This is a genomic window from Hyalangium gracile (genome assembly GCF_020103725.1).
Taxonomy (GTDB): domain Bacteria; phylum Myxococcota; class Myxococcia; order Myxococcales; family Myxococcaceae; genus Hyalangium; species Hyalangium gracile.
The window spans coordinates 180009-195657 of sequence record NZ_JAHXBG010000005.1 but is presented as its reverse complement, the minus strand read 5'-3'; the positions used below and the strand labels follow the sequence as shown (position 1 = coordinate 195657).

General features: G+C 65.4%; 2 protein-coding genes. Both read left to right on the top strand.

Features of this window, described 5'->3' with window-relative positions:
- Positions 1–8 precede the first annotated feature (8 nt).
- Positions 9–854 carry a peptidylprolyl isomerase gene (locus KY572_RS11675; protein ID WP_224242651.1) on the top strand — a complete coding sequence of 282 codons (846 nt, stop codon included), beginning with the start codon at positions 9–11 and terminating at the stop codon, positions 852–854.
- Complete coding sequence (locus KY572_RS11670; protein WP_224242650.1) at positions 851–15649, top strand: RHS repeat-associated core domain-containing protein; 14799 nt, start codon at positions 851–853, stop codon at positions 15647–15649. The genes KY572_RS11675 and KY572_RS11670 overlap by 4 nt, the downstream gene beginning before the upstream one ends.

The following is a 15649-nucleotide window of genomic DNA, read 5'->3' as shown; positions in this document are numbered from 1 at the left end:
GGCGCGGGATGGAGTGGGGGATCGGCTGCATCCTGGCGATCGGGCTCGTGGCCTGTGAGTCCCCGGAGGTGGTGGCCAAGGTCGGCGATACGACCGTGACCCGCGCCGATCTGGCGCTCTACGTCCAGGCGCGAGCGGATGAGCGCCCGATCGAGCAGTCCTTGGAGGGGCTGGTCGATCGAGCGCTGATGGCCGAGGGAGCGCGGCGGGCGGGGCTGTTGAAGGATCCGCAGGTGGCGGCGCGGGTGGAGGCGGCGCGCCGCGAGGTGCTGGCCAACGCCTATCTCGACAGGGAGGCGTCCCAGCCCGTCACCTTCGAGGCGCTCCGGAAGCGCTACGAGGCTCAGCGCGAGACGCTGGCGCGCACGCAGGTGCACGTGGCCCACATCGTGGTGCGCCTGTCTCCGGATGCGGATGCACGGGCGCGCACGGAGGCGCAGGCGCGCATCAACAACATCTACGCGCGCGTGGTGAGCGGAGAGGACTTCGCGGCCGTGGCCCGTCAGGCATCCGAGGATGCCGCCACGGGGGCGCGAGGCGGAGATCTGGGCCCCATACGGGAGGGGCAGGTGGATCCGCGCTTCTTCTCGGCGGTGTCGGACTTGAAGGTGGGGACGGTGTCCCAGCCTTTCGAGACAGCCTTCGGGCTCCACGTGGCGCGCGCGTTGGAGCCGCCCCAGAAGGTGGTGCCCTCCTTTGAAGAAGTCCGCGGCCAGCTCGCGGCACAGGCGCGGCATGAAGCCGCCGAGGCATTGATGAAGCGGTTGCGAGAGGACATCTCGGTGAAGCGCTATCCGGAGCGGCTGTCCGGTCTGTCCGAGCAGCGGAAGTCCGACGGGGAGGAGTCCCGATGAACCGGGGGATTGGGGGCGCCTGGCTGTGGCGGGTGCTGGTGCTGGCCCTGGTCGTGGGGTGCAGCAAGGAGAAGGAGGCGCCGGCTCAGGCGTCGGCTCAGGCGCAGAAACCCGCCGCGGCCGAGTCGAAGAAGCCGGGACGCCTTTCCCTGTTGCCCACCTGCGAGGGCGAGGGAACACGGGCGAGTCCGGAGTGGCGCAGTGGGCCCCTGCTGGTGGGCGGCGGCAGCCAGCAGAAGTCCTTCGCGGCCTCGCCGGGCGAAGCCGCCGTGGTGGTCATCCAGAACGGAGACGGGCACGGCCAGGGTGAGGTGCAGTCCGCCTCGGTGACGCTGGGCGGTGTGGCCTTGGGGACGATCACCTCGGGGACGCCGCTGATGGTGCGCCGGGTCACCCTGGCGGGGCAGAACGTGATGGACGTATCGGCCACGGGCACTGGATCGGTGCGCGTGTCCGTGGCGGCGGCGGACACGCTGCCGTGCGTGCTCGCGGACGTGAGCGTGACGCAGACGGGCTCGACGCCCTCGACGGAGGTGCGGACCTTCCCGGTTCCCGACACTGGCGCGCTGGGAGTGCTGGTCGTGGACCTGTACGGGCAGGGAGCCAATGCGCGAGTCGTCTACAACGGCGTGAACCTGCTGGAGGGCGTGCCGTCGGAGGGCAAGCTCGCCTTCGCGGCGGTCGTGGCGCTGGGGGCGACGAATACGCTGGAGGTGACGTCACAAGGCAATGCTGGCTCCGTCGTCCGCGCGGCCGTGTTCGATGCGGACACGCTTCCGCCCTCGCTGACGCTCGAGTTCCCGAAGAAGGGAGATGATCTCACCAGCTCTCCGACCTCCGCATCGGGAACGGTGGGGACGGACGCCACGGAGGTGACCGTCTCGGGTGTGACTGCCACGATGAGCGGAGGAACCTTCTCGGCGTCCGTGCCGCTGCTCGAGGGGGAGAACGACGTCATCGCCACTGCCCGGGACTTCTGCGGCAACGTGGCGCGTCTCTGCAATCCGGTGGTGCTCGATACCCAGGCGCCGCTCATCGACATGGTGGTGAATGACACGGAGAGGCACAAGGGCCCTGTCACCCTGAGGTGGGGGTTGTCGGATTGGCACCTGGTGTCCCAGTCCGCGACGCTCAATGGCGTTCCGGTGGCCTACGGGACCGTGGTGAGCGCAGCGGGCGATTACGCGCTGGAGGTGAGCGGGACGGATCGGGGTGGACTGATCAGCACGCGTGAGGCCCGCTTCACCGTGAACCCGAGTGCGCCTGTGCTGACGGTGACGGGGGTGAGTGATGGCCTGATCACGAGTGAACCCGTCACTCCTGTCTTCGGCAATGCCCAGCCAGGAGTGGGCTCGGTGACGGCGCTGCTGGACGGCGCCCCCTTCACGAGTGGAACGCAGGTGACCGCGGAGGGAGGGCACGTCCTGGTGGTGACGGCAACGAACCTGCAGGGCCACGTTGCCAGGAAGGTGGTGAGGTTCGCCATCGATCGGACTCCCCCCTGGGTGTCGGTGTCGGGAGCCAATGACGGTGCCTTCTACAACTCCGCGGTGGTCCTGCTGTTCAGCTCCGCGGATGACTCCATGGCCGAAGATCCCGTCGTTGCTACCTTGAATGACGGCCGGATCTTCAGCGGCCACATCGTCACCACGGAGGGAGTGCATTCGCTCCAAGCGACGGCCTACGACCGTGCTGGCATCAAGTCGGAGGACATTCGGACCTTCACCCTGGACTTCACGCCACCGGTGGTCTCGGTCTCGGGTGTGCCCGTTGATCAGACAGTCCAGCAGGACGTGACACCCGTCTTCGGCGCCACGGATGCAAATCCGCAGGGAGTCAGCGCCACGTTGAATGGAGAGCAGTTCACGACGGGCACACCGGTGTCCACCGAGGGGGCGTACGTCCTTCGAGTGGTGGCGACGGACAAGGCCGGCAACAAGACGACCTCGGTGGCGCACTTCACCATCGATCGCACGCCACCTGCCATTCAGGTGACGGGAGTGGAGGAGGGCGGGAAGTACCGGGCCGCGGTGGTGGTGGGGTTCTCGGCCACGGATCTGAGGCCGTTCACGCTCTCCGCGAAGCTGGATGGGGAGTCGTTTACCACGGGCACACCGGTGTCAGCGGAGGGCGAGCACACGCTGGTGGTGACGGCGACGGATGGAGCTCAGAACATCGCGACGCAGACGGTCCACTTCCTGGTGGACACCACGCCGCCGACGCTCACGGTGGAGTCTCCCACGAGCGGTCATGCCACCCAGGACTCCGAGGTTTCGCTGGTGGTGGTGGCCAGCGATGCCCACCAGATCGGTGATGTGAAGGTAGGCGGCGCCGAGATGGTGCTCGGGGCGGATGGAAAGTACCGGGCCACCCTCCAGTTGGCCGAGGGGAGCAACGCCTTCGAGGTGGTGGCGTATGACCGGGCTGGCAACTCCACGCCTGCAACGCTCCAGGTCATCAAGGACACAACGCCGCCCGAGCTGGTGGTGACGTCGCCGGGGCAGGGGGCATTCCTGAGCACCTCGCCGGTCACGCTGGAGGGCTCCGTGACCGACCTGACGGCGCTCACGCTCAAGGTTGGAGGCACGTCGGTGGTGCCTGCAGAGGGGGGCACGTTCTCCATCCAGCGCGCGCTGCAGCCTGGGAGCAACCTCTTCCAGATCGTGGCGACCGATGCGGCGGGCAACACGTCCACCGTCACCCGCACCGTCCGGTTCAACAGCGTTCCTCCCACGCTCGTCGTGCAGGACCCACCGGATGGCTTCATGACCACGGAGGCCTTCGTCACGGTGCGTGGCGAGGTGGCCTTGGGCGATGCCACGGACACACCTGCGGTCACGGTGGACGGGGCGGCTGTGGCCGTGAACGCCCAGGGAGCCTTCACCACGACTGTCGCGCTCCCACCGGGGAAGAAGACGCTGGTGGTGAGGGTGGAGGACGGCTACGGCCTGAGCGACGAGGAGTCGGTGACGGTGACCCGCGTGGGTGGGGCAGGGGATGGCGGCACCGAGCCTGACGGTGGAACGCCTCCCTCCTCGGATGGCGGAGCCTCTGGCGGGGACGCCGGAGTGCCCGGCCAGGATGCCGGAGCGCCTGGCCAGGATGCCGGAACGTCCGAGCCTGCACCTCCGCCCGTGCTGGTGGTGGAGGGGCCGGCGGACGGGACGGTGTTCGGTGGGATGAGCTTCTCGGTGACGGGGCGAGTGGAGGACGGCGAGCTGCCGCTCCAGGTGAAGGTGAACGGGCTGCCGGCAGGAGTCTCCTCGCGCTACTTCAGCACCTCCATGGCGTTGCTCGAGGGAGAGCACACCCTGTCCATCGAGGTGAAGGACGCGCTGGGGCGCACCGCCACGGCCCAGCGTTCGATCACCGTGGATCGCACGCAGCCGCGCCTGCGGATCACCGCGCCCTCGAGCAACCCGGCTCAGGTGACGGAGAGCCCGTACCTGCTGCAAGGCACGGTGGAGGACGTGAACCTGGCGAGCCTCCGGGTGCGGGGCCTGCCGGTGGTGGCGATCGCTGGCGGCTTCTCGGTGCCGGTGCCTCTGAGCGCGGGTGACAACGCCATCACCGTGGAGGCGGTGGATCTGGCTGGCAACCGCCGTAGCGTGGTGCAGCACCTGCTCATCTCGAGCGTGGCGCCCACCGTCACCATCACCGAACCGCTGCCGGGCTCGCAGGCGCAGGCGGCCATCATTCCCGTTCGTGTGGAGGTGACACCCGCCACGGACCTGGAAGAGGTGCGCATCGGCGCGGGGTTGGCAACGCAGGTCTCAGAGGGTGTCTATACCGCCCAGGTGTCGCTCTCGCACGGCGAGAACACCATCAAGGTGACGGCGAGGAACACGCAGGGGATCACGGGTTCGTCGAGCGTGACGGTGCGCTACCGCGACGCTTCGCAGGACCCGTTGGTGGTCACCGGCGTGGATCCGGAGCCGGGCGCCACGGGCGTGGAGACGGATGCGCTGATCAGCGTGGCCTTCAACAAGCCCGTGGAGGCGGCCACCGCGGCCAGCCACTTCGAGGTGTGGGCCCAGGGCAGGAAGCTGGAGGGCGGCTACTCGGTGGCGCCGGGCGCCCAGACCGTCACCTTCGTGGCGAGCCGCTCGTTGCCTACTGGCGAGAGCCTGCAGGTGAAGGTCAACGGCATGGAGGCGCAGACGGGCCTGGGCATGGAGGCGCCGTTCGCCAGTGAGTTCACGGTCCGTCGCCCGCTCACCGTGGTGAGAGGCGTGGTGATGGACGAACGCCTCCAGCCGCTGTCGGGAGTCCGCGTGCAGGTGGAGGGACAGGAGCTGTCCGCTCGGACGGGAGCCGACGGCAACTGGGCGATCCTGGGCGTGCAGGGTGGCAGCCAGGTGGTGCTGCGGTACGAGGGAGGAACGACGTCGGATGGGCGGACGCTGCCCACGGTGCGGCGGAAGTTCTTCGTCACGGCCGAGGAGGAGACGGAGGAGCGCGCGCTGGTGCTGGTTGCCGTGGAGGGGGCCTCGGCGCAGCAGGTGGATGGAGCGAATGGCGGCGAGGTGACGTTCGGGGGTGTCCATGGCCCCATGAAGCTGACGGTGCCGGCGGGCGGGGTGATCTTCGCCGACGGTGCGACGTCCGGCTTCCTCACGGCAACGGAGGTTGCTCCCTATCTGCGCCCGGTGCCCATCGAGGACCGGGCGTCGGCCACGGCGCTGTGGCAGCTGGGGCCCGAGCAGGTCCGGTTCCTGAAGCCGGTGGAGCTCACGCTGCCGAACCGCACACAGCTGGATGCGGGGCGCATGGTGGCGTTGCTGGGCTTCGACGAGAGCCGGCTGTCGATGCGCCGCGTGGGCTTTGGCCGGGTGAATCAGGCCAAGACGGCCATCGTGTCGGATGGGCCCGTGACCACCACGTCGCTGGAGTTCTTCGGCTACATGGAGCTCTCCCCCGCGCAGCAGGCCGCGGTCGAGGCGGCGCTCGCCCAGGGAGGAGTCCCTTCCGGCGGAGACGGGGGCACCTCGCCGGGGGGAGATGGAGGCACGTCGGAGAGCGAGGATGGGGGCACCTCGGAGGGAGAGCTGGGCCTGAGGCTGGATGCGCCGGTGCGTCAGCTGCCCTCGATCTTGGAGCGGCTGGGGAGCCTGGTGATCGGCAACGCGTTCGCCCAGACCCTGGGAGGCGTGCTGGCGGGCTACAGCGCGATGGACGGCTTCCCAGGGGGCATCGCGCACCTGAAGGGCGTGGTGCGGGCCGCGCGCGAGGATGAGACGCAGCTCACCCTGAAGCTGCCAACTTCCGGAGAACTCTCGCAGACACGCGAGGTAGACCTGCCCTTCGCGCAGCTCATCGAGTTCAAGGCGCAGTACCATCCCAATCAGCCAATTCCGCCGACAGGGGACAATGCGGTGACGGTCATCGCCACGCTGTCGGCGAAGGGGCCCAATGGCAGCGACTTGGCGCCGGGAGCTGATGAGCAGTGGCTGGTGCAGGGGGCTAACGAAGCTACCCTGGTCACCGAGGTGGATCTGCCGGTCGGGACCACGACGCTCACCCTCACTGGAAAGACGCGCTTCGACACGCGCGCCATCCGGCTGAGGGTCCAGCTGGAGCCGATCATCCCAGATTCGGGAACTCCTACGCGCGCGAAGTTGACGCTGATCAAGGAGTCCGACAGCTCGGAAGGCGAGGAGGATCCGCTGCACGGCGCGGCGCGCTTCGCGGGAGTGACGGTGAACATCACCAGCTCCAACGACAGCGCTGCCGTCTCGAAGGAGACGGGCAGGTACGACGCGTTGGTTCTGGTGCCTGCCCCGGACACCATGGGTATCGCGTGCGCGCAGATTCCGATCGGGCCTCGGTTCGTCCCGCGACTGGATGAAGAGGGCAATACCCGGTTTGACAGCGTGCGCGGCGCGTTCTCCACGTGTTCGCAGAGTTTCTGGATGTACCCCGACCAGACCACGCAGGCGGACGTGGTGGTGGACGTGCGCCTGCTGCTCGGAAACGTCACGTTCAAGCACAAGGACGGCACGACAGTACCGGTGATCTGCAAGGACGTGACCCAGACGGAACGGAATCCGGAGACGGGCGAACTGCTCACGATCTCCGCGCAGGATGTGTCCACCACGGAGGTGCACTTCTTCCGCGAGGACAACCTGCAGCAGCCGATCGCCCGCTATGCGGTGACACGTCCACTGGAGGAGACCTGCGCGGACCCCGCGAATCCACCGACAGGTCCCCAGGGCATGTACTCGCGCGTGCGGCTGGGGCCCGCGAATTCCGTGGCCCGCGCCACTCGCGAGCGGTGCCAGCGGATCGCCGCGGAGGGACCGAAGACGCCCGAGGATGAATCCTTCTACAAGGCCGAGTGCGGCTCCGGCGGCAGTGGCTTCCTGCGGCTGTCCGCAGGGGACCGGGTGGTGGTGTTCGCGGTGAACCACTCCACGGGCTATGCGGGCATGAAGACGGTGATGGTGCCTCCCATCAACCGGAGTTCTCGCACGGCGGACGGCACCTGCCCGGACGACGCGGAGGGGCTGCTGGAGATCGACGAGGGAGGCCAGAAGATCCGCATCTCGCACTGCACGCAGCAGGAACTGGGCGTTCCGGCGGATGTGGATCTCTATCCGCCCGAGATCGACGTGCGGGTGCAGCGGCGCGCCCAGGACGAGGGTCTGGCGCAGATCGCTAGGAGGCACCTCATCCGCACTGGCGGCGCGGGCACCACGCGAGACGACTACCTGCAGGTCGTCACCCACTGGCGCGTGCGCCGGGCGCCGTACTCCATGGCGGATGGCGGAGTGCCAGCTTCGGACGGAGGGACGGCGGGTGGCGGGCATGGAGAGGTCTGCGACAAGGGTCTGCGGCCGGATGGCGGCTCGTGCAGTCCCGGAGCGATCACGGACGATGACGGTCAGGACGGCGAGTTGCTGGAGGTGTACTGCTCCGAGTTGCCGCCGGGGGCTACGGCTCAGCAGTGGGCCTCTTGCCTCCGTGATGACCAGCAACTGGGGGATGTGCCCAGAGGAGTGCCTCCCCTCGCGGGCCAGATCATCCGCGTGACGGGCAGCGCGGTGGAGCAGCCCGCGGTGACCACCTTCCCGGTGGCGCCGGGACAGAACACGGTGAACGTCCAGGCCTCCCTGCGCCGGCTCAACGGAGACGGCCAGCGCGAGACGATCAACAGCCTGGTGAGCGCCAATTACTACCTCCATGTGGTGGGTAACCGGTTGCTGGAGCGGGACATGGACGGCGATGGCTACGTGAGCCCCTCGGAGGACGAGGCGAAGCCGCCACACTTCGAGGAACCCAGCTCGCCCCCTGATGAGTACCCGGCGGGCCTGCCCGCCCAGGCCCTGTACTTGAAGAACGTCTTCAAGCGCTACGGGGCCGACGGGGCGCTCGTGGAGCAGTACGACCTGGCACGCGAGCACGAGTTCCGCATCCTGAAGCTCGAGCCGCAGAAGGTGACGGCTCGTGGAGATGGCTCATCGCGCGACATGAGGGAGCAGTCGGAGCCAGGTGCAAAAGAGAGGGACCTGTCCTATGAATTCCTCGCGAGCCTGCTGGCGCCAGAGGCAGGGCGAGCGGGAACGCTGAGCGGGGATTACCGGGTGCGGCTGGGCAGCGACCAGTTCGGCATCGATTGTCCGCTCAAGATTGACGAGGTCACTCAGTCCATCACGGCGACGTGCGGCGGGGAGTACATCGGTGAGGTCCTCAGCGCGAGCGACATCCTCTACCTCGAGCTGTATCTGAGCGGGAACGCGGAGAACGTCCTCTACCGCTTCAATTTCTATGGCCTGGCAGCGCGGCGGGATCTGCTGACGGCATCAATGGAGTACACCGCAGAGGCGGCGGTGAAGGCAGACCGGTCGGACGGCAAGCCCGAACCTGGCCGACCGGTGTCTCGGCCGGCGATGACGAACTTCTTCGTCGAGCCCGCTCACCTGACAAGAGGGTTGGTGAAGGTGTGCCTCAACGAGGCGTGCGCGGGGACGCAGAACCTTCTCAAGGAAGCGACACTGAGGTTGCAGCCTGACGGCAGATATGAAGTGGAGGAGACGCAGAACGGCATCGTCAAGGAGAAGTTGCTGCAATCCAAGGCCGCCACTCCTACGGGGGCGCGGCGCTTCAAACTGCAACTGCCAGCACATCTGGCCAGCATGCCGGGCAGCGGGAACACCTCCGTGCCTGTCTACCTGGTGCTTGAGCCCGTGGAGCCCCACACCGAGCGGTTGGTGATGGCCCTGGGTAGACCAGAGGGCTCGTACAATGGCGCCAACGCACGCGCCGTGGGCCAGGAGGTCGTCGCGGGTGTCAATGTGACGGATGGCCACCTCGGGTTCGAGCACATCGACTTCGAGGTGCCGTTCCTCAACGGTGCGTTCGCCTTCAAGCGCATCTACAACAACCAGAACAACCAGCCGACCCACCTGGGACTGGGCTGGACGCACAACTTCGATGGCTGGGTGCTCGAGGAGAAGATCGGCCGTTACGTCGTGGTGATCGGCGGCCAGGGCTTCGCCTTCCCCAAGTGTGAGAAGGACCCCAATCCGGCCCTTGAAGGAAACGCCACGTGCATGCAGCCGGGCATGACGGACAAGACGCATGCCTTCACGCTGACGGTGGACGCACCGCTGGAACTGCCCGACGGTGCACAGCCGGATGACAAGGTGATCCTCAAGACGCCGGATGGCTGGACGTTCGAGTTCAATCGACCGGTGAAGGGACCCCGCGAGGAGGGGCAGCGCAAATGGATGCTCACGCGGTTCGGAGACAGCCACGCGAGGTCGGACTCGAACGTAGGCTGGACGAAGCTCAAATATGAGGGCGACACCGATCGTCTCTCGGAGGTGATCCAGCTGGCGGACGTGGGCTCGATGAGTCTCCTGTTCACGTACGAGGACGTGGACACGGAGGATGAAGAACTGCCGGACTACATTCGCCTCCTCGCGCGCAACAAGGACTTCAAGTGGATGAAAGCCTTGTTGATGACGAGCGAGACCGGCGGCAACTATAGCGTCACGTTTAGACGTGACCGGACCGGGAATCTCAGGCGCGCGGCGCGCTGGCCGGGCACTCCGTTCCAGATCTACGAGTACGACTACTGGCCACCGGCCTTGTCGATGGGGCCTACCGAGAAGTGGGAGGCGCTCAACGAACTGGCCGTGGCACGGACCATCCATGGTGACACGCTGGAGGCGAATGGGCCTACGCACTGGCGCGCCTCATACTGGCGTTCATCCCAGAGTGCTCCGTATCGGCACATCAAGGCACACGAGATGGTCTCGGGCGTGTCGGCGACGGGCATGCAGGGCGAGCGCCTCGAGATCAGCTACACCGCCTCCAACGAGCGCGTAGTGACGAGACCGGATGGCGTGGCGCTGACCCTGCGCCTCAATCAGTCCGGCAATGTGGGCAGCAAGTTCTCTCCTCTGGGGGCCGCCACGACATTCTGGGGGAGCGATTCTCGCGACGGTAACGTCGTCCCCACGAAGCAGGTCGCCCCAACTGGTCGCGAGATACAGATGTCGCATGGTCCCAGCTTGGTGTTGAAGAAGGTGGAGCTGACCCGAGCTCCGGAGAACAGCAGGCCCGTGGCAGGGCTGGGCAGCGGCGGGACCCTGGTGGACTACACGTTGGACGACCGATTCGGCCTGCCCAGCGAAGCCCGGGTGAAGGTGGGGACCGGGACCGCGACCGTCAACAGCCCGCGCAGCGACACAGGCGACCTGACGAGCATCTCGGTAAGCAATGAAGCGGGCACGCGCTCACTGCTGCAGAACGCGCAGTATGACGCCGACGGGCTGATGCAGAGTTATACCGATGCTCAGGGACGCCAGGTACGGTTCGAGGACTTCAATGCACTGGGCCAACCTCAGAAGCTGATCATGGCGCTGCCCGAAGCAGCGACCGGTGGGCTGGAGTCCATCACCCGTCTCATGACGTATGACCCATATGGTCGACTCACGCACTGGGAGGACGTAGAGACCCAGGGCTTCGAGTCCACCACTTTCGACATGCTCAACCGGCCGCTGACGCGCATTGTCTCGGGAACGCCACAGCAGTCGTGGACGTATGCGTACGAGGATCAGGAAAACGCCCTCATCATCACGGAGACGTTGGAGAAGGTCTCCCCCGGAACGACGTCGCAGCATCAGCGGACACTCTACTTCGAAGATGGGAGGCTGGAAGGCGAGAGCTTCTTCGTTGGAGATCCAGCTCAGCAGGTGTCCCGCGCGTATGAATATGAGCATGGGCGGCTCGCGAGAGTCATCGATGAGGAGGAGACGCCGCACGTCTATCACTACGATTCGGAAGGCAGACTCCGGCAGGTGACGGCCAACGGGCTGTCCGAGGTGGAATACACGCTCGATGCGGAGGGGAAGCCCACCTACGTTACCGACGACCTGGGCCGGAAGACCACCATTGCCTACGATGGGCTGGGACGCCCGGTGTTCTGGGATTGGGGGAATGGTGACAAGGAAGAGGTACAATTGGACGCACAAGGGAGCCCTGTGCGCCGATTGCTGGACGGCACGCTGAAGCACGCCGTGGCAATGACAGCCTTCGATTCGCTCGGAAACCCGCAGAGCACGGACAGCGAGAACTCCAACGGAGGAGTGCACGAGGAGCGGCGCTACGACGACGCGGGCCGACTCACGCGCTTGGAGGATGAGGAACTGGGGCTGGTCGAGACCTATGAGTACAAGGACGTACTCGGGCGTCCGACGAAGCATTCCCGGACGGTGGCGACCCCCGAGGGTGAGCTGAAACTCGACGAGACGCGCACCTACGATGACCAGGCGCACACGCTGGTGGTGCTGCGCGCCATCGAGACAGGAGAGGATTCACGCACGGAGACGGCGAAGTACACCCTGGATACGATGGGACGCGTGCTCAAGGTGGAGCGCACGGTGGACGGGCAGCCTGCGGTGGACGAGTACCAGTACACCGAGCGAGGGCAGGTGTGGTGGCACAAGTCTCCGAGCAATGCCATTACCCAGAGGTTCTATGATCCGTTGGGCCATCTGGTGCGGGTGCAGGATGCGGAGAACTACACCTCCACGTATGAACTCGATGCCAAGGGGCGGGTCCACGTGGAGCACGGACCAGACCCGAGCTATCAGTGCACGTATGAGTACGATGAGCTGGGGCGGTTGGTGTCCAAGAGAGTGGCCGCTGCTGGCACTACGCCCGAGACATCGTGGACGTACGATTATCTGCCTGCCGCGCAGGAGGTGAAGGAGACGGTCGACCTGGGCGGCGGGAGGACGATCGTCACTACGCGGCGCTCCAATGCCCGCGGACGATTGGTGAGAGAGGTGGTGTCAGCGGCGAGCGGTAGCCGAGAGATGACGGCGGACTTCCAGGGGCCCTGGGAGAAGTCTCGCACGGTGAGCGAGGGCTCTGGCTGGCAGGCGAGCACCCAATACAACGCACGAGATGATCGTGGCCGCGCTCTCGATGAAGAGGAGGAGTGGTCGGCAGGAGGGCTCTCCTACAACTACACGACCACGACTGTCTGGTCCGGGCGCAACGCGACCGTGAGCTTCGTGGACGATGCGGGTGGGCGGCACGATGAGCGCACCGCTTATCTGAAGGTGGACTCGCTCGGTAATGTGGTGGAGGTGACTCGAGACGGGCAGACGGACAGGTGGCTGTACGACGCGGCGGGGGTGCTCGCGAAAGAGACACCAGCGGGAACGCTTGCCACTCAGTACACATACACGGAAGGTCTGCTCGAGGAAGAGTCCTTCGGTGGAGAGACGACCGTCTACACGTACTACGTGGACGGCCGCCTGAAGAGCCGCAAGACTCCGGATCTGCGCGAGATGCAGTACGACTACTGGCCGCGTGGGATGGTGAAGGAATCGCGTTACGGCAAGTCCGGTGATTTCCAGACCACAGGCTTTGCCTATGACGCCAACGGCGCCCTGCTGTCGGTGACGTACGGGGTGGGCAGCCAGGATGCGCAGCAGTGGCAGTACACGCGCGGAGCGCGAGGCGAGCTGTTGGCCGTGGCGCAGCCGGGAGCGGGAGTCTTCACCTATGCCTATGATGGGCTGCTGCGGTTGAAGAAGGTAACCCCTCCTGGGAACGGGACTGCGGAGGAGACTTTCGACTACGACCATCTAGGCCGCCCGACGTTGCGAACTCGGGGAACCACGGCTTCATGGCACACGACCTGGACCTCGGGGCTCGCGACCCAGGTGGACCCCAACCAGGGCCAGACCGAAGTGCTGCTGGATGGTCGCGGGCGCGTAGCACGGGTGAAGTATCACCCCAGCACCCAGAGCGCTTCGAACACGGACCTGACGGGGGTGACGTACGCGTACACAGCGGTGGATCAGCCGTGGAAGGTGATGGAGGAGCGGGTGTCCGGGCCGGTGGAGAACCTCTTCACCTACGACGCGCGCCGGCTGCTCACCCAGACGACACGCGGAAGCGACTCGGTGGGATTCACCTACACTCCGAGTGGCCAGCGGCTGTCAATGACGAGCCCGGTGGGAGCGCTGACCTACGGCTACGATGAGTTGGACCGTCTGAAGACCATCACCGGGCCGGGCTCGACTGACGTCACGACCCTGGAATGGGAGCCGGGAGGGGCTCGACTGACAGGGGTGAAGGGAGGGAGCCTGGGAGAGCGGCGTTGCTACAACGCTCGCGGGCAGGTGTCGGCGGTGCTCAATGCTGGGGTGAGCCTCGTCTCGTGTGACAGTCTGGATACGGCATCGGGGCTGCACAGTCGCTTCGACTATACGTACGACGGGCGCGGCAATCGGCTGAAAGAGGTGTATCGCGACGCGCAACTCCCGGCAGCGGAGGAGACGCAGTATGGCTATGACGCAGCAGATAGATTGACGGGAGTCCGCTATCCGAATGGCGTTGCACTGCTGTACCAGTTGACAGGAGATGGGACCCGGAAGGCCGAGAAGGAGGCAACTGCCTACGGCGGGACACTGGGGCCAGATGGATTTGCGTCGGCTGTGGCCCAGAGGCACTGGGTCTTCGGATTGGATGATCTCGGCGGTCTTGAGGGCATCTACGATGCGAATCAGACCAATCAGCGCTTGGCCACATACGTCACGGATGCTGCGGGACGTCTGCGCTCGGAAGTCACGCCGAGCGGCCAGAAGCAATATGGCTGGGACGCGGCGGGCCGGCTGACGCGGGTGACCGTCCAGCCAGCGGCCAGCGAGGGTAGCACCACCACCGCGACGTACGTCTACGGGTGGAATGGGTTGCGTGTCAGCCGTACTGTGGGGGGCCAGACGACAGGGTACCTGTGGGCAGGTGAGGCTCTGGTTGAGGAGCGACTCCCGGGCCAACCGGCACAGTTGTATACGCAGGCAGCGGGAATGACGCTGTCGGTGGGCACGGTGCGCATCGCACATGACGGACTGGGGAGCGCGGTTGGCAGGGTGGGGGCTACGGATATGTGGCACCGCTATGACGTGTGGGGTGGATACCAGACAGACAAGACTCACTGGACGGTGCCTGACGCAGCTCAGGCAAGCCTGGGGTACACCGGACATTCCTTCGACGCGGATGCAGGCCTTGTGTACGCGCAGCAGCGCTGGTATGCGCCGCAGTTGGGCCGTTTCCTCTCTCAGGATTCTCTGTCTGGGGACCGGAGTATGCCCGCCGGCCTGCACCCGTGGGCGTATGCCAATGGCAATCCGACACGCTATGTGGATTCGGATGGGCGGTTGGCAACCTTGGTCACAGCAGTTATTGGCGGAGCGGTAGGTGGGGCTGGTGGGTGCGCGCTGGGCGCCATCGAAGGTGGCTGGGCAGGTTGCAGACAAGGTGCTGCCATTGGCGGGGTGACCGGCTTTACGGCAGGGCTGACAGCCGGGGCTTCACTGGCAGTTGGCGGTAGCGCTTTGCTTGCAGGGACGACAGGCGGCGCTGTGGGTGCGTTCGCTGGAACATCACTGAGTAGTTACTATCAGGGCAAGACCATCGCACATTCCGCTCGGATGGGTTTGTTCTCCGCGCCCATAGGTGCCGCAGGTGGCGCGTTGGGCCACTTCGCTGGACAGGTGGGGGGAGCTTATGCGGCTCGAATGGGAGCGAACTCGCTGGTTCAAGAAGGAGTGGAGCAGTTTGTCGAGGGCGTCAGCGATGACCTCATCGGCCAAGCTCTGGGTTACAAACTTGGGCTTCAAGACAGTGTCGATTATCTTGCTCCGGTAGGCTTTGGCGCGCTGGCAAGCAGTGTGCGCGGATTGATGGGGGCTAGGCGCGGAGAGCATGGTTTCAACGACTTTGCGTCTGGCAAGCCGTATTCGTCGGGATTCCTTCATGATCCAAAAGACATCATGCAGGCTTTCCGAGATGCTAAGCACACCAATAAGTCCGCCAAGATTCTGAAAGCTCTTGAGTTTGGAACTCTAGAGATGACGTTCGATCCCAACTTCTATTTGAGCGGAGAGACGAGAGGTAAGAAAGGATTTGTAGTCAATAATTCGCAACGACTGAGCGATGTTCTGGCTGCAATTGTCCATGAGGGCACTCACTGCATGGATATGCGCTGCAAGATCATTCCAGAAAAAAATCCAGGCGCAGAGGTGGAGTTGCTTGCTGAAGTCAGGGCAAACCGGGCAATGATAGAGTTTGTGCAGTTCAATGACTTCAAGGATGCCAAGTATTACACATACGAAAGTGGGTGGAAGGAGTTGGCGATTATGATTATGGATACCCCATCGTATGCCATCCGAGACAAGGAGTATGGGAGGCGGTCTCTGGCCGACCTCAGTCCTCAAGAAGCGCTGGGTGTGGTCAACAAGGCGGAGAGCGTAGACAAGAAATGGTGA